We start from the raw sequence: 23,210 nt of genomic DNA on the forward strand, positions 1-23,210 counted from the left end.
GATTAACAGTTTCACCATTTAACCTGGATTTGGATCAAACTCCTAAAATTATTTATCAGGGGTTAGTAGTAGGCTTTAGCCCCAAACCCAAAAAAGCGTTAATATGAAGCCCTAAAGCGCTACTACGTGCCTTTTCCCCATTAAAATTAATCACATGAAGTAGTAGTAGAAAAATCAACCCATTACTCAAGGCTGATCACTCCTCGCTCCAAATCCAGTATTAGCTGTGAGCTGTATCCTCCGGAAAAGCTCATATTCTATAGATAATTAACTCTTCTCTCCTATCTCCTATCTCCTCCCCGAACCCCATACCCATGCTAACTACTGACAGTAATCAGCTTCTGTTACAGCAAACACCTCACAGTGGCTACCACTGGGATGGTAGAACCCAAAGATTCTTTGAAGGATGGTACTACCGAGTCACCATCCCCGAAATCCAGCAAACCTTCGCCTTCATGTACTCCATCGAAGATCCCTGGGGAGGTCAACCCCATAGCGGTGGTGCAGCCCAAATTCTCGCACCCAATGATGAATACCTCTGTCGCACCTTTCCCGATGTCACCACATTTTGGGCTGACCGGGACAAATTAGCCCTGGGACATTGGGGAAAAACCCAACTGACCCAACCACCCACCTATCTACCCCCACCCCTATTCCAGCAACATATCCAAACAGGCTATCAAGCCACAGCTACCCTCAATCAAGGCATAATTCACGACCCCGGTACAGGCAATTACTGTCGTTGGCAATACCAAATCCAACCCATTTACTACTGGGGAGACCCAAACAAAAGCCAACAATCAACGGCAGGCTGGTTATCCTCATTACAAATATTTGAGCCAGGATGGCAAATCCTCATGGCCCACGGTCTGGCTACCGGTTGGATTGATTGGAACGGAACCAGGTACGAATTTACCAACGCCCCCGCCTACAGTGAAAAAAACTGGGGCGGTGCATTTCCCCAAAAGTGGTTTTGGCTTAATTGTAATAGCTTTACCAACGAACCAGACCTAGCCCTGACTGCTGGAGGGGGAAAACGCGGTGTGTTGTGGTGGATGGAATCCGTCGCAATGGTGGGAATCCACTATCGCGGTAAATTCTACGAATTTGTACCTTGGAACGGCAAAGTCCAGTGGCACATTTCCCCCTGGGGATACTGGTACATGCAGGCAGAAAACCCCCAATACCAGGTTGTCCTCACCGGTACAACCGACCATCCCGGCACACCCCTCCGTGCCCCCACCCACAACGGCTTGATCTACTGTTGTCGAGACACCATGCGGGGAATGTTAAATTTACAACTTTATGAATTCAGTGGCAGCAAGCCAAAAATTATCCTGACTGCCCACAGTCAAACTTGTGGATTAGAAATAGGTGGTCAACCTTGGACAGATTCCTGGCATTCTAGCTAGAAGTCGTATTATGATGAGTAATACTAAATATTCAGCTAAATTTAGCTAATATCTGGGGCTGTAGCTCAGCTGGATAGAGCGAGCGCCTCCTAAGCGCTAGGTCGCCGGTTCAAATCTGGCCAGTCCCGCTTTTTTGCCAAAAACTCGTCCGAGACAAAACCGTTCTCTATTTTTCTGTGCGTCGCACCCACGGTAGGCTAGTATTCGACCACATAGGTTTTGAAGGGTTTGTAGTAGTAGCTCTGGCTCCGAAAAAGCTTTACTTGAGAGGGCTATACCCCCAGGGTTGTCGTAGACTAGGGCAACTACGTACCTTTTCTAACACCTAAAAATTAATGTGGTCGAGTAATAGGGTAATCTAAAATCCATAGTAGAGACGACCCGACGGGTCTTCTCTACGGTAATCCAAAATCTAAAATTGCATTACGTGCTTTTTCTAACACCTAACAATTAATGTGGTCGAGTCATAAGGTAATCCAAAATCCATAGTAGAGACGACCCGACGGATCGTCTCTACGGTAATCCAAAATCCAAAATTGTATAAGGTAATGACCGATGCTTGGTTTTAGTATCATTTACCGATAAAATAATTCTGTTTCAAGGGTTTGACCCCCCATGTCCTTTTGGACATCCTTTGCTAAAAATAGTTGTCTAAATTGGGCGGCCATTAACAAAGTATTGGCAAAGTCTAATTGGTACGGCAATTAAGTTAAACCTGATTATTAATCTTTTTCACAACCCAAGTATTATTTAATTTCAAGAATGCGAGCTAACCTTGATTAGACTACTTGTGAAAGGAATCTCACTGCGGTATCTCATCCTGATTCTACCCCTATTATCACTCTGGGGTTACAAAGAAGTTCAAGGACTATTGACTAAACCCCAGGCAATTTTGGTATTAGGTGGTTCCACCGCAAAACTTGAACGCGAGCGATTCACCGCCAAATTCGCTCGTCAACATCCTAATTTGCCGATTTTAATTTCTGGAGGTGGAGATGGAACCGAAGAAATTACCCGGAAAGTTTTTATCAATCAAGGAATCGAAAGTCACAGAGTTGAATTTGATAAAGAAGCCTCAGATACGGTTGCTAACTTTACTACCACCGTTGACAAACTTCAGCAACGAGGAATCAAAAGCGTCTATTTAATCACCTCCGATTACCACATCCGTCGCGCGAGTGTGGTTGCAGAAATTATCTTAGGCAGCCGCGGGATCAATTTTCAACCAGTTGCAGTACCTTCCCAGCAAACCAAACCCGAACCCATCGAAAAAAGCGTCCGCGATGGAGTCCGCTCCATCCTCTGGTTAGCCACTGGTTTAACGGTGGAGAAAAAACCATCCAACCCTCAGCAAATTGAGGTGAAAGGGAGTGGGGAGTAAAAAGTAGTGAGTTGGGGAAAACCAATTTCATTGGTCCTGGTGTAAGCAGTACATATCGGCTATTCCCTGTTCCCTACTCACCCTATTTCATAATTAGGGCTGGCAGCAAAAATAGTAAAGAAGCGATATATCAGGTCTCTATATTTTACACCTATATTTTACACAAGGAATTGACGGGATTTTAGTCACAAAAAGTGCTTTCCAAATAGGTGTGCAAGGCTTAAAAACTTGGCATTTTTAATTTTTTGGGTCTTGTGAAAAATGGAATAGTTGGGTTAAAAATATTACCTTTAATTACCTTTAGAGACGACCCGACGGGTCGTCTCTACTCCCTGTTCCCTACCTTCATGAAAAGACTTTTACAGCTAGCGCGCTTGCACGCAAACAGCAGACCCTAATTACTCATTTTTCTTGAATCAAAACATAGGGTTGAATAATTAGGGTATTAAAGCGTTTTTCCCGGTTGAGATTCCATTCTCCTAGTTGTTCGTGGGAAGGTTTGCTAATCAAAGCTTCATCGATCCAAAGATTTACCTCATGAATGCGATCGCTGGCGATGGCAAATCCCACATCTACTAGGTTTAATGTATCTGACACAACAATCACCGCATCCCTTTGAGCGTGGGGAATCAGCCAGTTCCATTCGGCTTCATCTAAACTTTCTTGTAATTCTGTATGTAAGTCACCCATTTGGATTTTGGATTTGAGATTACTCTGCGAGAAGCCCTGCGGGCTATGGATTTTTGATACAGTCAACGGTTAACAGAATTTTTTCTATCTTCCCAACTCATGTAAGGCATTAATTGCATCCGTACAGCTTTGGGTCACTGTTTCCAGTTCATGTTTATCTCCTGATGGGGGTGGTGGGATAACTTCGCCAATGCGAATAGTCAAGGGAACGGAACGGGGTAAACCACCATGTTTTTCAATCTCCTCGCTTCCCCACAAACAAACTGGTAAAAGGGGTGCTTGGGATTTGGCTGCAAGTAAAGCCGCACCGCGTTTGGGTTCGGTGATTTTGCCATCGGGGGTACGTGTACCTTGGAGAAAAACTCCCACAGCCCAACCATTTTCTAAATATTCTAAAGCCGCACGAATTGCCGCTCGATCTGCGCTCCCACGACTAACTGGATAAGCTCCATACAATTTAATTGCCGCACTTAAAACTGGCACGTCAAATAATTCTTTTTTTGCCATATAGGCAACAGGACGACCCACACAGTTAGAAACAATGGGGGGATCAAAATTACTGGCATGATTACTAACTACAATTAAAGGCCCTTCCTGGGGAACATTTTCCGCACCATAAATACGTCCCCGAAAGTACGTATGTAGCATCGGGCTGACCACTGACCATTTAAAGGCATGGTACAGCATTAGACTAACTAGCGGTTCGCGAGTTCTACCCACAGATATTACATTTTAATTCAGTCTGTCATCAGCATAAGCCATTGCGGTCAAAAAGTGAAGTATTTAGGGTTTATCGCCAAAAGTCTTTTTATGAGGGTAGGGAGTCGGGAGAGACGCGATATATCGCGTCTTTACTATTTTTCAGCAAGCCCTATTTTAGGGTTTATCGCCAAAAGTCTTTGATTCGGGTTCGGCAACAGGAACCCATTTTCGTCTCTGATACAGGGAAACGCGATCGCGTGGACATACGTAGCACTAGTTCTCAAAAAGAAGTGACTCCGTAGAAGTATGGCAAGATTATCAACAGTATTCCTCCTGTCTCCCGTATCCTAAACCCTATTTTTCAGGTGCAAAGAAGTTTTTTCCTTCTTCACACCTGCTGCTTACAACCGATTGACAACTGGGGATGTCACCCCTACCTGACTATCTTGAGTAGTATTAATTGCTTGCTGTTGGATTTCCTCCTTGACGACTCCACGCAATTTAATCAAATGGATTGCCCGTTTAACGCTTTCCGGTAAAATTACCACTAAGCTGTTATCGGGAGCATTATCCAAAGCTGTATTAATAGCTTCGGTCTCGTCCAGTATGGTTTCATAGCGAATGTCCGGGTTCACCTGTTCAATTCCCTGAACAATAAAATCAGCTGCCGAACCACGAGGTCTTCCCCTAGTATCATCGTCCTCCTTAACAATAATTCGGTCAAAAATTTCGGCTGCTAATTTACCTAGGGTGATAAAGTCCTCATCACGCCTATCCCCAGGACCACCCACCACACCAATGCGTGAGCCGGAATTCCAGTTACGCACAAATGCACCTAGAGCCTCGTAACTGTGGGGATTATGGGCATAATCCACCAAAGCATGGTAATTACCTAAATTAAATAAATTCATCCGTCCCGGAGTTTGACTCACTGAAGCCCGAAATGTGGTCAAACCAGAGCGAATTTCCTCAATGGATACATTTTGTACAAATGCAGCTAGGGAAGCTGCCAAGGCATTGGCAATCATAAATGGTGCCCGTCCACCCATTGTTAAAGGAATGTTTTCTACCCGCTCAATCCGGTGTGTCCAATCCCCCTTAAGTATGGAAATATACCCATTCTCATACAGTGCCGCCACACCTCCTTTTTGGATATGTTCCCGCACTAACCCAGAATCGGCATTCATCGTGAAGTAGGCAATATTTGCCTTGGTTTTTTCCGCCATTGCAGCCACCCTGGGGTCATCGGCATTCAAAACCGCATAACCATCGGGATAAACGGCTTCGGCAACCACACTCTTGAGATGGGCTAACTGGTCGATGGTATCAATATCACCTAAGCCTAAATGGTCAGCCGCCACGTTTAAAACCACACCAACGTTGGCGGCTTCAAAGGCTAATCCTGAACGCAAAATCCCTCCACGGGCAGTTTCCAACACCGCCACTTCTACTGTGGGGTCTTGCAAAATTAGCTGGGCACTTTGGGGTCCAGTATTATCTCCCGCTTCCACCAAATAATCGCCAATATAAGTACCATCGGTTGTGGTATAACCAATAACTTTACCTGTTTGCTTAAAAATATGTGCCAAAAGTCTGGTGGTTGTGGTTTTCCCATTAGTTCCGGTCACACTTAAAATCGGGATGCGACTAGCACTTTCGTGGGGGAACAACATATCGATCACAGCACCGGCAACATTACGAGGAATCCCTTGACTGGGGGCAATGTGCATTCGGAAACCAGGGGCTGCATTCACTTCGACAATTACGCCATCCATTTCTCGCAGGGGACGACTGATATCCGATGTCACCACATCAATTCCAGCCACATCCAAACCAATAATTTTCACGACACGCTGGGCTAACCAAACATTTTCCGGGTGAATTTCATCGGTTCTGTCTACGGCAATTCCGCCTGTACTTAAATTGGCTGTTGCCCGCAGGTAACAAATTTCTCCTTCCTTGAGTACCGTATTCAGGGTATAACCTTGACGGTCAAGTAACTGGTAACTTGTCCGGTCTAGTTCAATTTTGGTCAACACATTATCATGACCATCACCGCGATTCGGGTCACGATTGGTGTGTTCGATTAACTCATTAATCGTTGATTTGCCATCACCCACCACATGAGCCGGAACCCTTTCGGCTACGGCGACCACCTTGCCATTGACAACTAAAACCCGATGGTCACGGCCAGTATAATACTTCTCCACGATAATCGAACGGGAAACCTGACGGGCTGCATCATAGGCTGCTTCCGCTTCATTCCAAGAGCGAATATCAATGGTGATCCCGCGTCCGTGGTTACCATCGAGGGGCTTAATCACAATCGGATAGCCACCGACGTACTCAATTGCCTCCTCTAGGTCATCTAAAAAGTTAATCACCGTTCCTCGGGGAACAGGAATCCCGGATTCTTCCAGGATGCGTTTAGTCGCTTCCTTGTCGCAAGCTAACTCCACACCTAAAATACCCGTTTGATTCGTCATTGTTGCTTGGATACGCTTTTGATTACTGCCGTATCCAAGTTGAATCAAGAACCTTGCCCCTAACTGCATGGTGGGAATGCCACGTTTTTCTGCTTCTTTGACGATGGCTTCCGTACTCGGACCGAGGGCAGAATCGCGCCAAAAGTCACGCAAATCCTGTAAATCTTGTTCTAATTCCGCTTTGGGATAGCGACCCCGATCGACTATGCTTTGACATAATCTGACTGCGGCCCGACCTGCATATCTGCCTGCTTCCTCCTGCTCATACTCGAATACAACCTGATAAACTCCCGGCGTTGCAGTTTCGCGGGTGCGTCCAAAACTGACGTGGATACCGACGAGTTCTTGTAGCTCTAATGCAACATGTTCGACAATATGTCCCATCATGGTACCTTCGCGCACGCGCATGAGAAATCCACCACGACAGCCAGGGGAACAAAAATGATTCTCCAGACTAGGCAGTGCCTCCACCAATCCCTCATAAAAGTCGGGGATTTGGTTTGATGGCGTGTCTGCTAGATTTTCTAGGTCGAGGCGCATTACTATTAACTTTTTGCGTCGAATGCTCCAGTAGTTGGGACCGCGTAAGGTCTGGATTTTGAGGATTCTCATGGGAATAGGTAGATGGAGATTCGGAGTCAATATTCTAGTTTCATATTGGAATCAGCCGCTAACTGTTCCTGATAAACAGTTTTTCGCTATTATGTATCTACGTTAGCTTGTTAGTCTGGGGAAACGCCTTGTTGTGTTCCCGTTGTGCGGGATAGACATCGGGGGTATGCCCGCTCCTAATCCTAACTAGCTGGTGTAGGTCAAAAAGATGCGGCCAAACAAGAGTGTAACCTGTTATACGCACCCCCGTCAGCTGGAAATTCGGTAGGTTGCAGGTAAAACTGTTCGTTGATAGAGGTGATAGCGATCGCCATGACTGAGAATATGCAGGCGCATATTATGAATTGTCAAGGGTTCGGTCGCCCCTACATGGGGTTCATTGGTGTGGGTGACTTCGGTTGGGTCAACAACGGTGACACTACCCTTACCCAGCACTTGCATCCACCCATCCCGTTCAAACATGGCACAGGTGTCTTCATCGATCCCAATACCCAAACGGTCAGGATGGGCTGCGATCGCACTCACCAGGCGCACCATGCGATTGCGATTGTGAAAATGTTGATCGACTATCACTTCGGGGATAAAACCCAACCCGGTAGCCATATCCACCAAAGAGCGATTTGGGGACTCTCCACTTCCACCCCCAGCAATCATGTGATGCCCCATCACAGCAGCTCCAGCACTAGTTCCTGCTAGTGTCAATTGCCCTGTCTTCACACGATGGCGAATGATTTCCATCGCTGAAGTATCCGATAGTACACCGCATAGTCGCAATTGGTCGCCACCTGTTAAAAACAGCCCCGTACAGTTTTCTAATGATTCTCGGAAGTGACGGTCTTCGCATTGGTCGCGCTCGCGAATGTCCAATAGCTCGACCTTTTGCGCTCCCATCTCCTCAAAAATACGGATGTAGCGTCCGCCAATGATACCAGGTTCCCGCGATGCTGAGGGAATAATTGTAATGTAGGCATCAGTTCCACCGGAACGAGCTACAAATGTGCGGAGGATTTCGCGTCCGTGTACTTTGTCTTCTGCGCCTCCGATAACCAGAACGGCGGTTTTTGTTGCTTGGGGTGTCCTCATCTCCAGCCATTTAGCTTTCAATTGCTGCATTTGGTTTCTCCTGTCAACAACTTCAGGTGAGCTAAACAAGTTTGTTTGGTTGGGTTTTCCTCGTTATGGATGGTTTAGTGTTTCTGTTATCGGATTTTTCGGTGGGGTAGGAAGTAATGGAGTCACGATAGATTTCATTTCCCCTGCGCTGTTCCCTAGATAATTACCCCGATTCCTTTTTTTTGTAAACAGAACTTAACATTCAAACCACCAATGATAAGCGCACAATTTGGATTGTGCCAATATAGTATTTTGTTTGCGGGTGTCTAACCCAGAGCAGGAACGAGGAAAAATATTTCCCTCAGTCCACAAACTTGTCGTTCACTTGTTCACAGTTTCCCAATCGTCAAAATGCTGCTGGGGTCAGCAGGTTTTCACAAACTGGAATTTCTGGAGTTGGTTGGATGCATCCTGGAAGTTGTTAACCGTGTGATTGTGATAAATTATCTTGCACGCCATCATGGGGGCTGAATTGCCTGGGCAAATCAGTAGATGATGTTCGTGGCTTGAATTTACATGTGAGAATATTTAAACATAAATTAAGTTACCGCTAAAACGTTTATGACACGGGGAAATAAATAACTTGCAATCTCAGGCTTGAGAATATGGACTTATGTTGTCTGTGTTAGCCACAAAATAAACACCCATTGTTTCGACTTGACAATTTCCAGATTAGTGTCCTTGAATACGAATTACTGTGCGCTTTGATATAGTTACGCTATTTCCTGATTGTTTTACATCGGTTCTGGCTTCGGGACTGATTGGTAAAGCCTTGGCCAAAAATATTGCCCAAGTGAATTTTGTCAATCCTCGCGATTTTACCACCGATAAACACCGTAAGGTTGATGACGAACCCTATGGTGGGGGGGTGGGTATGTTGATGAAACCCGAACCGATTTTTGCAGCCGTGGAGTCGCTGCCGACTTTACCACGTCGAGAGGTGATTTTGATGAGTCCCCAGGGGGAAACCGTCAATCAATCCTTGTTACGGGAATTGGCAACAAATTATGACCAACTTGTCATCATTTGCGGTCACTACGAAGGCGTAGATGAGCGGGTTTTGCACTTGGTGACACGGGAAGTGTCTTTAGGAGATTTTATCCTTACCGGGGGGGAAATTCCAGCGATGACCATCATTAATGGGGTAATTCGCCTGTTACCTGGGACTGTGGGAAAGGTGGAATCATTGCAAGCCGAGAGTTTTGAGCATAATTTATTAGATTATCCCCAATATACCCGTCCGGCTCAGTTTCGCGAATGGCGAGTACCGGATGTTTTATTATCAGGAAATCATGCAGCGATCGCCAAATGGCGGTTTGAACAACAGCTTGCGCGCACCCGTCAGCGTCGTCCCGATTTACTCAAGGCTTGGGAGGAGGAACGACGCAAAAAGGAGTGATGGGGAAAAGATGCAAGTAATATCTTGGTTTCGTGCTTTTACCTGCTACTTCATTGTGATTATTTTGTTTCGCCAATTAACACTACATATCTTCCCGGAAACTTCTCTCAGGGTAAGCTTTTCCAGCGATTAATAACCGTCCGATTGCGTTACCAGCAGACCTCTGTTTTTAGTTTCTTCCATGACTGTTGGGAGGAAAATCCCCCATGACCCACTATACTGTAATCACCTTACGCCTACTCAATTGTCGTGTCGGTACCTTAACTCCTCAGTTGCAATCAAGGATTCAACAGCTATCACTACCCCAATAGGAAGACTTGAGTGAGGCTTTGTTAGATTTTAATGCGATCGCTGATTTAGAAAATTGGTTGACTGCCCATACAAGTTAACCAGTAATATAAACGAATGATTGACCATGACCAATTATTCAAACGACTGCTAGAAAACTTCTTTCCAGAGTTTATCCAGCTATTTTTCCCCGATATTTGCACCTATTGGCAACCACAAACCATCGAATTTCTCCCCCAGGAGATATTTACAGATGTGACTGTTGGGGAAAAGAAAATCGCCGACTTAGTGGTGCGTGTCCGTTTCCAAAATCAAGATTCCCTATTCATCATCCACGTCGAACACCAATCCTCCAGTCAATCTGATTTTAACGCACGAATGTTTGTCTACTTTGCTCGACTACATGAAAAATACGGTTTGCCAATTTACCCCATCGTCATCTATTCCCACGACTCACCGCGAACACCAGAACCAACTTGCTACACAGTGGAATTTCCTGACTGGAAAGTTTTAGAATTTAACTACAGAGTAGTACAATTAAACCAGCTAGATTGGCGGGATTTTGTCAGTACACCGAACCCGGTTGCGAGTGCGTTAATAGCCAAAATGCGCATGGACAGACAAGAACGTCCAAGGGTGAAATTATCATCACTGCAATTATTGGTGAGTTTAGGATTAAATCCAGCACAAATTGAGCAAATATCCCAGTTTATCGATGTTTACTTGGATTTAAACCCCCAGGAAGAAGCAATTTTCCGTCAACAACTTGCTAGTATCGAACCAACACAGGAGGAAGAAGTTATGGAAATTGTGACTAGTTGGCAACGTCAAGGACGAATTGAAGGACGAATTGAAGGACTTATTGAAGGAAAACGAGAGATGGTTGTACGCTTACTCAATCGTCGTGTCGGAACTTTAACTCCCCAGTTGCAGGAAAGGATTCAACGGTTATCGGTGTCCCAGTTGGAGGACTTGGGTGAGGCTTTATTGGATTTTAATGCGATCGCAGACCTAGAAAATTGGTTGACTACTTATGCAAGTGATAATAATTCGTAATGCGTAATGCGTAATTCGTAATGCGTAATAGCCTACGGCAAGCCGCTTCGCGTCTACGTAATAGACTGCGGCAACGCTTCGCGTACGTAATTTGTAATACCTGCTACGTGGGAATAAGCTACGTAATAGCCTGCGGGAAGAGGAAGAAGTTATGGAAACTGTTACCAGTTGGCAACGTCAAGGACGAATTGAAGGACAAGAAATTGGAAAACAGGAAGAAGCCTGTAGAATGGTAGTAGGCTTACTTCATCGTCGTGTCGGAACTTTAACTCCTCAGTTGCAGGAAAGGATTCAACGGTTATCGGTGTCCCAGTTGGAGGACTTGGGTGAGGCTTTATTGGATTTTAATGCGATCACTGATTTAGAAAATTGGTTAGCGACCCACACAAGTTAACCAGTAATATGTATGAATGATGAATAATTGATCATGACCAATTATACAAACGACTGCGAGAAAACTTCTTTCCGTTACCAGTAAAAGATGGTGGAAATCAGCAGACCATTCAAACTAATTGATAATTCGTAATTCGTAATTACGAATTATTTTTACTTACCAAAAAATCCATGCTATAATCATAGAAGTCATGGGTCTGCGTTCGCAAAGCAGGATACAACTATGGGATTAACGCAGAACTACAAATTAAACCTCATCCAATGGTATCCCGGTCACATTGCCAAAGCTGAAAAAGCATTACAGGAAAATCTCAAAAAGGTTGATGTTGTTTTGGAAGTGCGGGATGCACGCATACCCATAACCACCCATCATCCCCATGTTCCTGAATGGGTAGGTAATAAACCGCGCATTTTGGTGATTAATCGCTTCGATATGGTTTTACCTGTCGTGCGTCAAGCTTGGGAAAAATGGTTTCAAAGTCATGATGAAGTGCCCTATTTTACCAATGCCCAACAGGGTCAAGGGGTGAATGCTGTTGCTAAAGCCGCTCAAGAAGCGGGAGTATCCCTAAATGAACGGAGAAAGTCGCGGGGGATGTTACCCCGTCCCATCCGTGCGGTGGTGATTGGTTTTCCGAATGTGGGGAAATCGGCTTTAATCAATCGACTTTTAAATCGACGGGTGGTTGAAAGTGCTGCTCGTCCAGGTGTCACCCGACAATTACGCTGGGTACGTATATCTGACCAATTGGATTTACTGGATGCACCGGGAGTTATTCCCGCGAAGCTAGAAGACCAAGAAGCTGCTCTCAAGTTGGCTATTTGTGATGATATTGGTGAAGCTTCCTATGATAAACAGTTAATCGCAGCTGGATTAGTAGATATTATTACCTATCTGGAAGCCACTAACCCGGAATACCTACCGAAACAACCATTGCGATCGCGCTACGAATTAGAACCTGGTAATCTGACTGGGGACGAATATCTCCACGCTTTAGCTGATCACAAGTATAACGGCGATGTGGAACGGGCTGCCAGACAGTTACTAACAGATTACCGTAAGGGCATGTTAGGTTCAATCCCTCTCGAACTACCCGTTCAATTCGCGGGAAATTAACGTGAGTTCGATGAACCTCATCCCCACCCTCTCAACTCGAAGTAAACTTCGTCCATAATCAAAACTGGAGTTCTTCGTCATTGCAGCGTCAGGAAGCATAATCTCATAATCACGAATAAGAACTATAGTTCTCAAACTGGATAGGGTTTCACCAAAGATAATCTTCCCTATTTTGTCCTAATCACGTATTGTAAGACCAAAAATAGCTTTCCAGAGGATTCCTATCAGGATTAATCCTAAGCCAATCGACCAAATTCTCTGCTCGACCCAAAAAGCAAGGAAAAAGCAAGCCAATAAACCAATGACAGCAATCCATTTGGGGTAAAGTCTTTGTGATTCGGGAATCTGTAATGCCGATAAATCTGTAATTCCGTAGTAAATTAATACCGAGAAGGCGCTAAATGACCAAGTGGTTCTGACATCACCAATCAGCACTAAACACGCGATCGCCGTACCCATAATCAACACTGCAATATAGGGTGTCGTTCTCGATTTGTTTAAACGAGCAACAAAACTAGGCATATCTTGACGACGACCCATTGCCAATAATACCCGTGATAGCCCTAAAATAAGGTTTAACAATACCCCTAATGTGGCTGTGACAGCTCCAACTGCCATGATTAACGGACTTCCCGGAATATTAAAACTACGTGCAGCGATTTCTAGGGGTGCAACTTGCTCGCTGGTGACTGTACCAAATCTTTCCGCTCCCACTGCACCAATACCGACAAGCACCACACTGATGTAGAAAAACATGGTAATCCCCAGGGTAATAATCATAGCTTTCGGGATGGTGCGTCGGGGGTCTTTGACTTCTTCTCCCATTGTGGCTATTCGACCGTAACCTGTATATGCCACAAACATGAGTGCGGTAGCTTGTAATATGGCAGCGATGGGATTACTGGTATCATTCTCCCTGGGGAAAAAGGGTGTGAAGTTATCTAAGCCGGATGATAACACCACGGGTAAACCGGTAATCATAAAAAACAGTAGGGAAAATAGGGTAATAGAAACAATAACGATATTGACGATGTTGGAGCGTTTAATTCCTGCTAGTACAACTATGGTAAGTATAACTACAATAGTAAAAGCTGTCGGTACTAAGTAATTACCAGTAGATAGACCCAAAAGGTTCAACAGGTATCCTGCACAACCAAGAGCCGCAGTGGCTGCTGATGCTGATTTAGCCACGAGGAACATCCACCCGGCGGTAAATCCGCACCAGGGATTGAGATATTTGTAACCATACTCATAACTTCCACCACTGACAGGATGGCTGGCTGCGAGTTGGGCACTGTTTAATCCGTTACATATTGCTACCAGGGCTGCGATCGCAACGGCTATAATTACACTTGGTCCGGCGACACCAGCTGCAATCCCAACACTCACGAACACACCCACGCCAACAATCGACCCTAAACCCAGGGTAATCGCTCCTAACATTCCCAATTGACGCTGGAGTGATTGGGAAGATTTTTGCTGTGTCATGCTTTTTGTTAATTTTTTTGGGGCTAACTACTTGGGGCTTGCTGAAAGATAGTACAAACGCAATGTATCGCGTCTCTATATTTCACAAGGAATTAAGGGGATTTTAGTTGTCAAAAGTGCTTTCCAGATAGGTTATTAGGCTTAAAAACCTGGCATTTGTAATTTTTTTCGGTTTTGTAAAAAGTGGAACCCGTAGGGTTAAAACTATTCCCTATTCCTGTACAGATGCGACATGTCGCGTCTCTACCTACATAATCTATACCATTGCCGCTACTTTCTCTAGTAACCCCGCAAACATTTTCAATCCGGCAGTACTTCCCAACATCCGATCTGCGGCTCTTTCTGGATGGGGCATCATTCCTACCACATTTCCCGTACTATTACAAATTCCGGCAATATTATTTAACGAACCATTGGGATTTTCACCATGATAGCGAAACACCACCTGGCCATTTTCTTCCAGCGATCGCAAGGTTTCCCGATCGGCATGGTAACATCCTTCCCCGTGGGCTATCGGTAGGGTGATCACCTCCCCGTTTTCGTAAGCTTGTGTCCAGGGAGAACGATTATTTTCCACCACCAGAGGAACGCGATCGCAAATGAAATGTAAATCCCGATTGCGAACTAGCACCCCCGGTAACAACTTCACCTCCGTCAGGATTTGGAAACCATTACAAATTCCCAAAACCAGTTTACCCTGTTGGGCATGGTTCACCACCTGGGCCATCACTGGAGAAAATCGGGCGATCGCACCACAGCGTAAATAATCCCCAAAACTGAAACCTCCCGGTATAATAACGGCATCCACATCGGTGATATCGGTTTCTTGATGCCAAATCATGCGTGTTGGTTGCTGGAGGATATCGCGGGTGACATAGGCCACATCGCGATCGCAATTCGAGCCGGGAAAAACTAAAACTCCAAATTTCATACTTTGTCAATGACTTGGAAATAAATATTTACTTTTGGCAATTGTACATTTCTCAATACTCCCAACTCCCCACTCCCAAAAAGTTAGAAGGATGTATGAGAAATTCCGGTTAGTAACTAAATAACTCCCGATTGAGATTCCACCTCAACCAAGTCAAAACTATAATTTTCAATCACGGGATTCGCTAACATTTGATCACAAATAAAATTCAAATCTTGACGTACACTAGCTTCATCACTAGAAGAGATAATTAACTCAATATGTTTCCCAATTCGTACTTGACTGACATTACCATAGCCTAACTTTTCCAATCCCGACCGGACAGCAGTTCCTGCGGGGTCGAGGACAGAAGGACGTAATGTCACCACAATTTTCGCTCGGTAGGTTCTTCGCACGGGCATACTTTGTTCAAAATCCTGCTACGCTCATCCTATATCTTTTCGGTAGCAAATTACCAAAAAATCTAGCTGCAATGTCATCATAAAATAAAAAGGTGACTTTATTGAACAAGCAACATCTTGAGAAGATGTTGGTCAAGTGTCAAGAAATACCTGATCAACCACTTATTGAAGACAGTCAATAGGCTCAAAGGGCATATTTATCGTTATAAACTGTACTGTTAAAATAAAATCGACTTTTAAAACATCCTCTGAGAAAGAAATACCAAAATTCCGACCAAAACAGCCCTATGTCAACAAAACAGTATAAATTTGCACTAAAATATCTGAATATAATTTAGGACTTATGCAAGTGTCATCAAAATCCTGATTTGTTGTTTGCGCTGACTTTGAGGACTAAAGTCCTCACTAGGAACTAAAAATAATATGCCACTTAAGTAAGTCCTGTAATTAATAGTAAAACATCATCAACCAGGATATAGGAAAATGATCCGTACCCGTAGTCAAGAAAAAATTTTAAACTTACTTAAAACCCTCAAAGAAGATATATCCGCACAAGATATTTATATTCAACTACGCAACCGCAATCAAAGTATGGGTTTAGCAACGGTATATCGTTCCCTAGAAGCATTAAAATTAGAAGGGATGGTACAGGTGAGAATCCTTGCCAATGGAGAAGCCGTATATAATCTTACCCAAAAAGACGAACATTACTTAACATGTTTACGCTGCGGAACTTCCATTCCTATCCCCCAATGTCCTGTCCACAACCTAGAGCAACAGTTGGAAAAATCCCACAAATTCAATATTTTTTACCATACCTTAGAGTTTTTCGGTTTGTGTAGCGAATGTCAAGGACTACAAGCCAATGGTTAGTTAAAATCACAAAAATCTCTCACCTATTGCCTTTTGCTGACCGCCAATTCCAAGATATACTTTCAAGGTACGTCAACTGAGCTTGTGGTTGAGATAGTTAATACTTAAAGGTCAACTCTCAACTGTCAATCAACCAAAAGGGAAAGATATCCGTATCCTGTTATCAGTGGAGTAAACCGATGGCATTATTCCGACCACATCGATTATTTTTGTTCAGTATAATTATTTCCCTATTTTTATTAATGGGATGTAAAAATGTCGATGATATCAGCGATCGCAGTAGTACCAACTTGAATGATACACCCCAACCCCGATCTCAACCTATGAGTGAACAAACAGAAGTCAAATCATCGGAAAAACAAGGCATTCAAGGAGAAGTCGTTCAAATCACAGGTGATCAAATGCCAACCATCGGGACAACCAAACAGCGAACTCCCCCCCAACCAGTCGAAACCACAGTATGGATATTTGCTGATACCATCCCCGCAACATCACCACGAATCCCAATTAGCCAGATTCAATCACAGTTTCAGGTTTTACAAAAGGTGAAAACCGATAATCAAGGCAGATTTTTTGTGGAACTACCTCCGGGTAAATATACCCTATTTGCCCAGTATGGTGAAGACCTCTATTTAAATTCCTTTGCTGGTGATGGTAGCTACTCGACAGTGGAAGTTATGGCAAATCAAACTAGTCGCGTTCGCTTGGTAAACAGTGAAACCGCTACTTTTTAGCTGGTATACTTTACACGCTGATGTATTTCCCCTTTTTTATGTTGATAGGTCACGGTTGACGGGAGAGACGCAGTAGGTTTTCACAACTTTGCGATCGCGTTACCGGTAAAACTCTCTTGTTAGTTTTTCCATAACCTGTCCTTCAAACATCAACGATCCAAGCAAAAATTACAATTATTCACCGTCTAGAGGATAAATCTGAAGAAATCCTAATTATGTAGCATCCATATCAGTCAGATGCTGATTTTTTGTCTAAGCTTATAAGATAAGGTCAGGATTGATGCATGGATTTCCTAGGTCGTGGTGGCAAAAAACAGAAAATATCAAAATCTAATTTACCCCTCACGAATATGTAAGTCTCTAAGTAAGAATCAATGCAGTCAAAATCACAATTTACTGAATTCCGATTGCTTTCTTTAGGGGTATTACTGTATAATTAAAGACGAAAGCAGGATTTTTTGACTCCACTAGGTGAAAAAATAAAATCTAGCAGAAAAAAGCCAGAGGAAAGGTAGATGTCCTGGCACCATAGGGTCTTTCTTTGTGATTCATTTTAACTCTACCACAATAGATGTTAATTCAGACAATAAAAAATTATTGCGAATAATTAATATCTGTAACACGACTATATCTCCCACTGGGATATACCCAGTGGGACTTTTAATTTTTTCCCTACCAAGGTAAATTACTACCATCCCAGGAAAAGAACTGGCCACTGTTTTCCGGTTTTAAGCCTTGAATTACTGCCATTAATTGACTGACAGTACGTTCAACAGGGAATAGTTTTTCTGGAGGAACATTAGTTTGAAAAGGTTGGGAAAGACGGGTATCAGTTGTACCGGGGTGGAGGGTGACGACAATACTTTTCGGACAGCTGCGTGCATATTCAATTGCAACATTGCGCATCAGCATATTTAAAGCAGCTTTAGAAGCGCGATAACCGTACCATCCACCTAAGAAATTATCACCGATGCTACCAACTTTTGCGGAAATAGTTGCAAATACACTACGGTCTTGGTGTTTGAATAGAGGTAATAAATGTTTTGCAAGTAATACCCCACCAATACTATTAACTTGGAAATAACGGGTTAAATTATCAAAGTTGAGGTGTCGTAAACTTTTTTCGGGTTGGAGATTTTCCTCATGGAGGATTCCCACACAATTAATGGCAAAATGAAGTTTTTGCACCTGATTACGGATACATTGCATTCCCATTGCAATTTGGTTTTCATCGGTGATATCCATTCGTAAACAGGTGATTTGTTCGGGATTGGTTGCTGCTAAAGTTAATAATTCCCTAGCGGAATCATCTTGACGATAGGTGGCGTAAATATGATTAACTGATAATTGGTTGTTTTGATGGGATGTGAGTAAGTATTTGACAAAACCGAGACCAATTCCTTGACTTGCACCAATTACACAGGTATTAAAGGGTTTGATTTCGCGAAAAATAGACATTTGTATAGTAGTCGTCATCGAGAATATTATACACACATCTTACAAACTGAAAGGCCCTATGAGCGCTACTACATGCCTTTCTTTACTCATTAAAATTAATGGGACAGACCACTAATCCCTAACTCCGACAGGAGATTCAAAATTAATTTTATTTCCATATCACCAGTCAGACATGTCCTACCAAGAAAGCTTTTTTCGCAGTTTTGATCAGACCCAGTTATACTATCAAATGTGGTTGCCGGAAACACCTATTCGAGCAATTCTCATTATTGTACATGGTTTAGGTGGACATGGGGGGATGTATGGCAATATTAGTAAGTATCTACTTCCTCATGGTTTTGGTATTTATACGATTGATTTACGGGGACACGGTAAATCTCCTGGACAACAGGGTTATACAGCAGATTCGAGGTTTATGAGGTACAGTAGCAACAATTAGTAAACCAATTTTTTAGATGCTTTGGATCAACTAATGTCAGTGCAATTTTAATTAAACCATCAACTACAGATGCACTTTTAGGAGAAAACTGTTTTAAGAACGCTTTTAATTGTGACCACCAATGTTCAATTGGATTAAATTCAGGGGAATAAGGAGATAGATAAAGAACACTTGCTCCTACAGATTCAATCAAAGGCTTAATCTCTTCGACTTTATGTGCTGGCAGATTATCCATTACAACGACTGCACCAACCCATAATTGTGGAAGTAAAAAATGCTCTACAAAAACTTTATAAGCTTCTCCATTCATTGAGCCATTTAAAGTCATCACAGCTAAGACTTTTTTGAAGCTAATTCCTCCAATTACACTTATTTTTGCACCTCGGTAATATGGTTTAAAATCATAAGCTCTACTCCCGCGATCGCTTCGAGCATGAGTTCTAGTCAAACCAAGCAAAACACCCATTTCGTCTATAAACACAAGGTTTTCTGGGTCTATGTGTTTTACTTTCTCCCAATATTCTAATCTCAGTTTTTGGACTCTTTCTGTTTTCGCTTGGCTGCTACGTAAAGTCTTTTTTTTCGAGTTAATTCTTGTTTTTGCAATGCACAACACATCACACTTGCACACACCCAAATGTTATATTTTTCTCCAAAATACTCGCAATATTCCAATAAAGTTAAATCCGGGTAACTTTGAACCATTTCTGCTAATTCGCTACCGTAATCATCTAGCTTACCCTTCATTGCTCCACCTTGCTTTTTGGGTTCTAGATGCCCTTCCAATCTTTTTTGCCTGATTAGCTTCTGCACATAGCTTTTTGCTATACCAAACTGCACAGCTACTCCTCGAATTGATGTATCACCCTTTTCGTAAGCACTTACTATTTTTTCTCGTAAATCGATTGAGTAGGGTTTCATTTTAATTTTTGATGCACTAATAACAAGTGTACCTCATTTACCTCGAAAGTGCTGTATCAATAGTTGGGATGAATATCGTCAAGATATTAAATTCTTTTTAGAGCTAATTCAAGTCCAAAATCCTGGTATTCCCTGTTTTTTGTTAGGACATAGTATGGGGGGGTTAATTGCAATAGATTTTGTGTTGCGTCATCCAGAGATAGCTAAATCCCTATCTGGTTTAATTACCTTTGCACCCGCATTGAGTAAATCAACGGTTTCTCCGTGGAAAATTTTGCTGGGACAAATTTTATCGCGGGTTTATCCGCGTTTTTCCTTGAGTACGGGAATTGATTTTAGTTTAGCGGTTCGAGACCCGAAGATGGTAGAAACCTATCGACAGGATAAATTAAGGCATAGTTTGGGAACAGCAAGATTAGCAAGTGAGTTTTTTCGGGTTCAAGATTGGGTGAAACAGCATATTCAAGAGTTGGATTTACCGTTTTTAATGGTGATTGCAGGTGCGGATCAGGTGATATTTCCAGAAGGAAATCGGCAAATTTTTCAGCAGTTAACTATGGAGAGGAAAGAGCTAAAGGAGTATCCAGATAGTTATCATGAGTTGCAGGATGATGATAATTATCTAGAGGTGTTGACAGATTTATGGAAGTGGTTGGAAAGTTGTTTGTAGGGAATTTTTTCCTAGAACGATATTATGGAGTACTTGCTGACGGATTTTATTCCTGATATTGCCTCTATACCGGATTCAAGTCCTAGTTATTATTATCAAGGATATTGTGTAACTACTGGTGAATTATTACGACTTCCCCGGACTAGTTTAGCAGAAGCGATCGCAAAATCACTAATGCAGCAGTTAGGTACTGCTCCAGAGTACAATCAGGAAGGGAAAATGTATGGTGTATTAATTGTCGAATCGGCAAAGGGACAGCAAAGAGTTCTCAAGGCTTTCTCTGGGTTGTTAAATGGTTGTAGTCAGGTTCCGGGTTGGGTTCCACCAATTCCTGGACGGGAGGAAGTTGTTGCGGATGAGGTGGAAGTATTACGCAAGTTGGAAGCGATTAGACAGGAAATTCTGGAACTTGAAAATATTCCCCAACGACAAGAATATCAAGATTTACAGGAACAGTTTAGCCAAAAACTATTAGTTCTGAATCAGTTACATCAACAACGCAAACAACAACGACATCAACAAAGGGAAAAGTTTTTAAAAACCATTACAGGTAGCCAATTAGACCAAGCTTTAGCAGAGTTAGCGGATGCAAGTTGTCGGGATGGAATTGAACGTAAGGTACTCAAAAAAGAACGTGATGCCCTAATTATACCCTTACAGGAGATTATACGGCAGGCAGACCAAAAAATTCACACTTTAAAACAACAACGAAAACAACTTTCGCGACAATTACAAACCCAAATGCACGCGACCTATACCTTGATGAACTTCCTGGGACAGTCGCAAACACTCCAACAACTTCAGCCATCAGGTTTACCAACGGGAACGGGTGATTGTTGCGCACCCAAGTTACTCCATTATGCAGCAAAACGTGGTTTCAAAGCGATCGCAATGGCGGAATTCTGGTGGGGTCAACCAACTTCAGACAAAATCCCTGGTAATTTTTATGGTGCTTGTGTAGAAAGGTGTCAACCGATTATGGGTTTTCTGCTCTCTGGATTAAATGCTGTTTCCAGTTCCCATCACCTGGAAGTTATTTACGAGGATGAGTTTTTAATCGCCATTAATAAACCTGCTAATTTATTATCTGTACCGGGACGCTATTTACATACCCAAGATAGTGTTTTCAGTCGAATTCGTAATTACTATGGTGATGGCAACAATTTTTTGGCTGTTCACCGATTGGATTTCGAGACTTCGGGGATTTTATTAATTGCACGTCATCTCGATACCTATCGTCAACTAAGTCAACAATTTCAACAAAGATCAGTCACCAAAGTTTATGAAGCTTTACTTGATGGTGTTGTGGAGAATGTTCCAGGACTGAAAAATCCCATTGAATTACCATTATGGGGAAACCCAGATAATCGACCCTATCAGGAAGTTAATTGGTTATGGGGTAAACCAAGTATTACCTATGTCCATCTAGTGGATATTCAAAATCACTTAACTCGCGTTGAATTTCGACCGATTACTGGAAGAACACATCAATTACGAGTTCACGCTGTCCATCCCCAGGGATTAGGTACGGCAATTTTAGGAGATCAACTCTATAGTCCGAACTCCCAATATCATCGTCTCTGTTTACATGCAAGGGAAATTGAATTTATTCATCCCCAATTCGGTGAAAAAGTACATTTAAAAACCCCAACCCCATTTTAAGGAAAACTCAACCTTCAGCAGGTAAAACCGGAAGTAATTGTAACACCTGGGCAAAAATTGGTTCCTGCGATCGCGTTTGTAAAATTGATTTAACTACAGCCAAAAACTCAACGTCAATTAGTTTATCAGTCTCAATCGTCTTACTCGCAGCATAAAAACTCACATCATGCATTTGTAATTCATTTGTCATCCCAGTTTGCCAAACCTTTTTACGTCGATCCCAGGATGCAGATTTACCACGTAGTGTAAACTCGAACCAAGTGATTTCCTCCTCTTCCAATTCAAAAATAATATCAAAATAGGGTTCTTCTCCCTGATACCAAACTCGTCGTATTCCTGTTTGGGAAGGTTGTTTAACTAACTGGGTTTTGATTTCCCGTAGTGAGTTTCCTAAAGCCATCACTTCATTTTTTTCCAGGGTTTGATAAGGATTTTGCATATAATGATTGGTAATTATTTGTCAGTAATAAATGGATAAGCTGTACGCATTTAATTTATACATTCAATATATTCAATCAATATATTCAATGTGTTTATCACTAACTGCTGACCGGAAATACAGTCAACAATTAAATTAAATGTTGGGATAAATTAGATGCGTCTTGCTGAAGGGGTGACGAAAACTCCTGAAACTAGGATGCAGCAATATTTTTAAGCCTATGCCATCAAAAGATAAACAGATAAACTTCATTTTCCAGCTTGATTGATATATTATTTATTTTTCCGTTGAACTTGGTTTTGAATTTATTTGTATTTTTAAGGCAATACTCCAGAGAAGTTGCTAGGCAATAAGCGAAGCTTAACACAATCATGTATATCACTATTCTATAATCCTTGCTGCATAAAGCTTTGAAGCTAGATTGTCACCCTCCAGTGCGTTGTTACTTAGTATATTTTATCTTGATTCCTCAAAAGTTGTTAAGGGAATGACCGATAAATTAACTTTGTGATCACGGTTCAGTAAAACTACAGATATTCTTCTAG

Annotated in this window: 24 protein-coding genes, 1 tRNA gene and 1 pseudogene; 14 read left to right on the forward strand and 12 right to left on the reverse strand. The window is 42.6% G+C overall.

Features of this window, described 5'->3' with window-relative positions; genetic code table 11:
• Positions 1 to 314: 314 nt before the first annotated feature.
• Both CDC37_RS11865 and CDC37_RS11870 read left to right on the forward strand, forming a co-directional pair.
• Positions 315 to 1,412 carry a tocopherol cyclase family protein gene (locus CDC37_RS11865; RefSeq protein WP_096622133.1) on the forward strand — a complete coding sequence of 366 codons (1,098 nt, stop codon included), beginning with the start codon at positions 315 to 317 and terminating at the stop codon, positions 1,410 to 1,412.
• 54 nt (positions 1,413 to 1,466) lie between these two features.
• Positions 1,467 to 1,540: transfer RNA gene (locus CDC37_RS11870), tRNA-Arg, on the forward strand.
• 447 nt (positions 1,541 to 1,987) lie between these two features.
• Here CDC37_RS11870 and CDC37_RS25510 read toward each other — a convergent pair.
• On the reverse strand, positions 1,988 to 2,116 hold the full coding sequence (locus tag CDC37_RS25510; RefSeq protein ID WP_255408920.1) for a hypothetical protein: 129 nt from the start codon (positions 2,114 to 2,116) through the stop codon (positions 1,988 to 1,990).
• A gap of 86 nt (positions 2,117 to 2,202) precedes the next feature.
• Between CDC37_RS25510 and CDC37_RS11875 the strand changes: the two genes are divergently transcribed.
• Positions 2,203 to 2,793 carry a YdcF family protein gene (locus tag CDC37_RS11875; RefSeq protein ID WP_231943411.1) on the forward strand — a complete coding sequence of 197 codons (591 nt, stop codon included), beginning with the start codon at positions 2,203 to 2,205 and terminating at the stop codon, positions 2,791 to 2,793.
• Positions 2,794 to 3,195: 402 nt separating this feature from the next.
• On the opposite strand, the gene CDC37_RS11880 is transcribed toward CDC37_RS11875, so the two are convergent.
• Positions 3,196 to 3,483 (reverse strand): DUF2288 domain-containing protein, encoded by a 288-nt coding sequence (locus CDC37_RS11880; RefSeq protein WP_096622134.1) that lies wholly within the window; start codon positions 3,481 to 3,483, stop codon positions 3,196 to 3,198.
• Between the two features lie 84 nt (positions 3,484 to 3,567).
• The gene (locus tag CDC37_RS11885) at positions 3,568 to 4,203 is read right to left on the reverse strand and encodes a lysophospholipid acyltransferase family protein (protein WP_096622136.1); all 636 of its coding nucleotides are present in this window, start codon (positions 4,201 to 4,203) and stop codon (positions 3,568 to 3,570) included.
• Positions 4,204 to 4,244: 41 nt separating this feature from the next.
• Between CDC37_RS11885 and CDC37_RS24265 the strand changes: the two genes are divergently transcribed.
• Positions 4,245 to 4,487 carry a hypothetical protein gene (locus CDC37_RS24265; protein ID WP_157780728.1) on the forward strand — a complete coding sequence of 81 codons (243 nt, stop codon included), beginning with the start codon at positions 4,245 to 4,247 and terminating at the stop codon, positions 4,485 to 4,487.
• A 99-nt stretch (positions 4,488 to 4,586) separates the two neighbouring features.
• Here CDC37_RS24265 and cphA read toward each other — a convergent pair whose 3' ends face one another.
• Together cphA and CDC37_RS11895 are read right to left on the reverse strand one after the other, a co-directional pair.
• Positions 4,587 to 7,283, reverse strand: a complete 2,697-nt coding sequence (cphA, locus tag CDC37_RS11890; protein WP_096622137.1) for a cyanophycin synthetase — start codon at positions 7,281 to 7,283, stop codon at positions 4,587 to 4,589.
• A gap of 249 nt (positions 7,284 to 7,532) precedes the next feature.
• Positions 7,533 to 8,396 carry a cyanophycinase gene (locus tag CDC37_RS11895; protein WP_096622139.1) on the reverse strand — a complete coding sequence of 288 codons (864 nt, stop codon included), beginning with the start codon at positions 8,394 to 8,396 and terminating at the stop codon, positions 7,533 to 7,535.
• A gap of 697 nt (positions 8,397 to 9,093) precedes the next feature.
• Here CDC37_RS11895 and trmD point away from each other — a divergent pair.
• The 5 genes and pseudogenes from trmD to ylqF all read left to right on the forward strand — a co-directional run bounded on the left by trmD (position 9,094) and on the right by ylqF (position 12,649).
• Positions 9,094 to 9,795 carry a tRNA (guanosine(37)-N1)-methyltransferase TrmD gene (trmD, locus tag CDC37_RS11900; RefSeq protein WP_096622140.1) on the forward strand — a complete coding sequence of 234 codons (702 nt, stop codon included), beginning with the start codon at positions 9,094 to 9,096 and terminating at the stop codon, positions 9,793 to 9,795.
• Positions 9,796 to 10,001: 206 nt separating this feature from the next.
• Positions 10,002 to 10,184, forward strand: a pseudogene (locus tag CDC37_RS25780) (DUF4351 domain-containing protein).
• Between the two features lie 16 nt (positions 10,185 to 10,200).
• On the forward strand, positions 10,201 to 11,139 hold the full coding sequence (locus tag CDC37_RS11915; protein WP_096622143.1) for a DUF4351 domain-containing protein: 939 nt from the start codon (positions 10,201 to 10,203) through the stop codon (positions 11,137 to 11,139).
• A 151-nt stretch (positions 11,140 to 11,290) separates the two neighbouring features.
• Complete coding sequence (locus CDC37_RS11920) at positions 11,291 to 11,533, forward strand: DUF4351 domain-containing protein (protein WP_096622145.1); 243 nt, start codon at positions 11,291 to 11,293, stop codon at positions 11,531 to 11,533.
• 222 nt (positions 11,534 to 11,755) lie between these two features.
• Positions 11,756 to 12,649, forward strand: a complete 894-nt coding sequence (gene ylqF, locus CDC37_RS11925; RefSeq protein ID WP_096622146.1) for a ribosome biogenesis GTPase YlqF — start codon at positions 11,756 to 11,758, stop codon at positions 12,647 to 12,649.
• Between the two features lie 177 nt (positions 12,650 to 12,826).
• Here the strand turns inward: ylqF and CDC37_RS11930 are convergent, their stop codons facing one another.
• The 3 genes from CDC37_RS11930 to purS all read right to left on the reverse strand — a co-directional run bounded on the left by CDC37_RS11930 (position 12,827) and on the right by purS (position 15,463).
• Positions 12,827 to 14,137 (reverse strand): APC family permease, encoded by a 1,311-nt coding sequence (locus CDC37_RS11930; RefSeq protein ID WP_096622148.1) that lies wholly within the window; start codon positions 14,135 to 14,137, stop codon positions 12,827 to 12,829.
• A gap of 256 nt (positions 14,138 to 14,393) precedes the next feature.
• The gene (purQ, locus tag CDC37_RS11935) at positions 14,394 to 15,068 is read right to left on the reverse strand and encodes a phosphoribosylformylglycinamidine synthase subunit PurQ (protein ID WP_096622149.1); all 675 of its coding nucleotides are present in this window, start codon (positions 15,066 to 15,068) and stop codon (positions 14,394 to 14,396) included.
• Between the two features lie 116 nt (positions 15,069 to 15,184).
• Positions 15,185 to 15,463: a phosphoribosylformylglycinamidine synthase subunit PurS gene (gene purS / locus CDC37_RS11940; RefSeq protein ID WP_096626131.1), complete on the reverse strand. Its 279-nt coding sequence runs from the start codon at positions 15,461 to 15,463 to the stop codon at positions 15,185 to 15,187.
• Positions 15,464 to 15,952: 489 nt separating this feature from the next.
• On the opposite strand from purS, the gene CDC37_RS11945 reads away from it, so the two are divergent.
• A complete protein-coding gene (locus tag CDC37_RS11945; protein ID WP_096622151.1) occupies positions 15,953 to 16,342 on the forward strand; it encodes a Fur family transcriptional regulator in 390 nt (129 codons plus the stop codon).
• A gap of 179 nt (positions 16,343 to 16,521) precedes the next feature.
• A complete protein-coding gene (locus tag CDC37_RS11950) occupies positions 16,522 to 17,076 on the forward strand; it encodes a hypothetical protein (protein WP_096622152.1) in 555 nt (184 codons plus the stop codon).
• Positions 17,077 to 17,748: 672 nt separating this feature from the next.
• Here CDC37_RS11950 and CDC37_RS11955 read toward each other — a convergent pair.
• On the reverse strand, positions 17,749 to 18,534 hold the full coding sequence (locus CDC37_RS11955; protein ID WP_096622154.1) for an SDR family NAD(P)-dependent oxidoreductase: 786 nt from the start codon (positions 18,532 to 18,534) through the stop codon (positions 17,749 to 17,751).
• Positions 18,535 to 18,706: 172 nt separating this feature from the next.
• Between CDC37_RS11955 and CDC37_RS11960 the strand changes: the two genes are divergently transcribed.
• Positions 18,707 to 18,973, forward strand: a complete 267-nt coding sequence (locus tag CDC37_RS11960; protein ID WP_096622156.1) for an alpha/beta hydrolase — start codon at positions 18,707 to 18,709, stop codon at positions 18,971 to 18,973.
• Here the strand turns inward: CDC37_RS11960 and CDC37_RS24275 are convergent.
• Both CDC37_RS24275 and CDC37_RS24920 read right to left on the reverse strand, forming a co-directional pair.
• Positions 18,948 to 19,604, reverse strand: a complete 657-nt coding sequence (locus CDC37_RS24275) for an IS630 family transposase (RefSeq protein ID WP_330220810.1) — start codon at positions 19,602 to 19,604, stop codon at positions 18,948 to 18,950. The two genes, CDC37_RS11960 and CDC37_RS24275, sit on opposite strands and share 26 nt — an antisense overlap.
• Complete coding sequence (locus CDC37_RS24920; protein ID WP_096619923.1) at positions 19,502 to 19,894, reverse strand: helix-turn-helix domain-containing protein; 393 nt, start codon at positions 19,892 to 19,894, stop codon at positions 19,502 to 19,504. Before CDC37_RS24920 ends, CDC37_RS24275 begins: the two co-directional genes overlap by 103 nt.
• A gap of 55 nt (positions 19,895 to 19,949) precedes the next feature.
• Between CDC37_RS24920 and CDC37_RS11975 the strand changes: the two genes are divergently transcribed.
• Both CDC37_RS11975 and CDC37_RS11980 read left to right on the forward strand, forming a co-directional pair.
• Positions 19,950 to 20,564: an alpha/beta fold hydrolase gene (locus CDC37_RS11975; protein WP_255408928.1), complete on the forward strand. Its 615-nt coding sequence runs from the start codon at positions 19,950 to 19,952 to the stop codon at positions 20,562 to 20,564.
• A 24-nt stretch (positions 20,565 to 20,588) separates the two neighbouring features.
• Positions 20,589 to 22,226, forward strand: a complete 1,638-nt coding sequence (locus CDC37_RS11980) for an RluA family pseudouridine synthase (RefSeq protein ID WP_096622159.1) — start codon at positions 20,589 to 20,591, stop codon at positions 22,224 to 22,226.
• Between the two features lie 7 nt (positions 22,227 to 22,233).
• On the opposite strand, the gene CDC37_RS11985 is transcribed toward CDC37_RS11980, so the two are convergent.
• Positions 22,234 to 22,665, reverse strand: a complete 432-nt coding sequence (locus tag CDC37_RS11985; protein ID WP_096622160.1) for a hypothetical protein — start codon at positions 22,663 to 22,665, stop codon at positions 22,234 to 22,236.
• Between the last annotated feature and the right edge of the window lie 545 nt (positions 22,666 to 23,210).

Source organism: Calothrix sp. NIES-3974, from assembly GCF_002368395.1.
In the GTDB taxonomy this organism is placed as follows: Bacteria; Cyanobacteriota; Cyanobacteriia; order Cyanobacteriales; family Nostocaceae; genus NIES-3974.

Excerpts from the sequence above, each read along its gene's own strand:
- CDC37_RS11950 (WP_096622152.1), top strand. The coding sequence starts at position 16,522 with ATGGCATTATTCCGACCACATCGATTATTTTTGTTCAGTATAATTATT.
- CDC37_RS11865 (WP_096622133.1), top strand. The coding sequence starts at position 315 with ATGCTAACTACTGACAGTAATCAGCTTCTGTTACAGCAAACACCTCAC.
- CDC37_RS11985 (WP_096622160.1), bottom strand. The coding sequence starts at position 22,665 with ATGCAAAATCCTTATCAAACCCTGGAAAAAAATGAAGTGATGGCTTTA.
- cphA (WP_096622137.1), bottom strand. The coding sequence starts at position 7,283 with ATGAGAATCCTCAAAATCCAGACCTTACGCGGTCCCAACTACTGGAGC.
- CDC37_RS11880 (WP_096622134.1), bottom strand. The coding sequence starts at position 3,483 with ATGGGTGACTTACATACAGAATTACAAGAAAGTTTAGATGAAGCCGAA.
- CDC37_RS11920 (WP_096622145.1), top strand. The coding sequence starts at position 11,291 with ATGGAAACTGTTACCAGTTGGCAACGTCAAGGACGAATTGAAGGACAA.
- CDC37_RS11945 (WP_096622151.1), top strand. The coding sequence starts at position 15,953 with ATGATCCGTACCCGTAGTCAAGAAAAAATTTTAAACTTACTTAAAACC.
- CDC37_RS11960 (WP_096622156.1), top strand. The coding sequence starts at position 18,707 with ATGTCCTACCAAGAAAGCTTTTTTCGCAGTTTTGATCAGACCCAGTTA.
- ylqF (WP_096622146.1), top strand. The coding sequence starts at position 11,756 with ATGGGATTAACGCAGAACTACAAATTAAACCTCATCCAATGGTATCCC.
- CDC37_RS11955 (WP_096622154.1), bottom strand. The coding sequence starts at position 18,534 with ATGTCTATTTTTCGCGAAATCAAACCCTTTAATACCTGTGTAATTGGT.
- CDC37_RS11895 (WP_096622139.1), bottom strand. The coding sequence starts at position 8,396 with ATGCAGCAATTGAAAGCTAAATGGCTGGAGATGAGGACACCCCAAGCA.
- purQ (WP_096622149.1), bottom strand. The coding sequence starts at position 15,068 with ATGAAATTTGGAGTTTTAGTTTTTCCCGGCTCGAATTGCGATCGCGAT.
- CDC37_RS11915 (WP_096622143.1), top strand. The coding sequence starts at position 10,201 with ATGATTGACCATGACCAATTATTCAAACGACTGCTAGAAAACTTCTTT.
- CDC37_RS11980 (WP_096622159.1), top strand. The coding sequence starts at position 20,589 with ATGGAGTACTTGCTGACGGATTTTATTCCTGATATTGCCTCTATACCG.
- CDC37_RS11930 (WP_096622148.1), bottom strand. The coding sequence starts at position 14,137 with ATGACACAGCAAAAATCTTCCCAATCACTCCAGCGTCAATTGGGAATG.
- CDC37_RS24920 (WP_096619923.1), bottom strand. The coding sequence starts at position 19,894 with ATGAAACCCTACTCAATCGATTTACGAGAAAAAATAGTAAGTGCTTAC.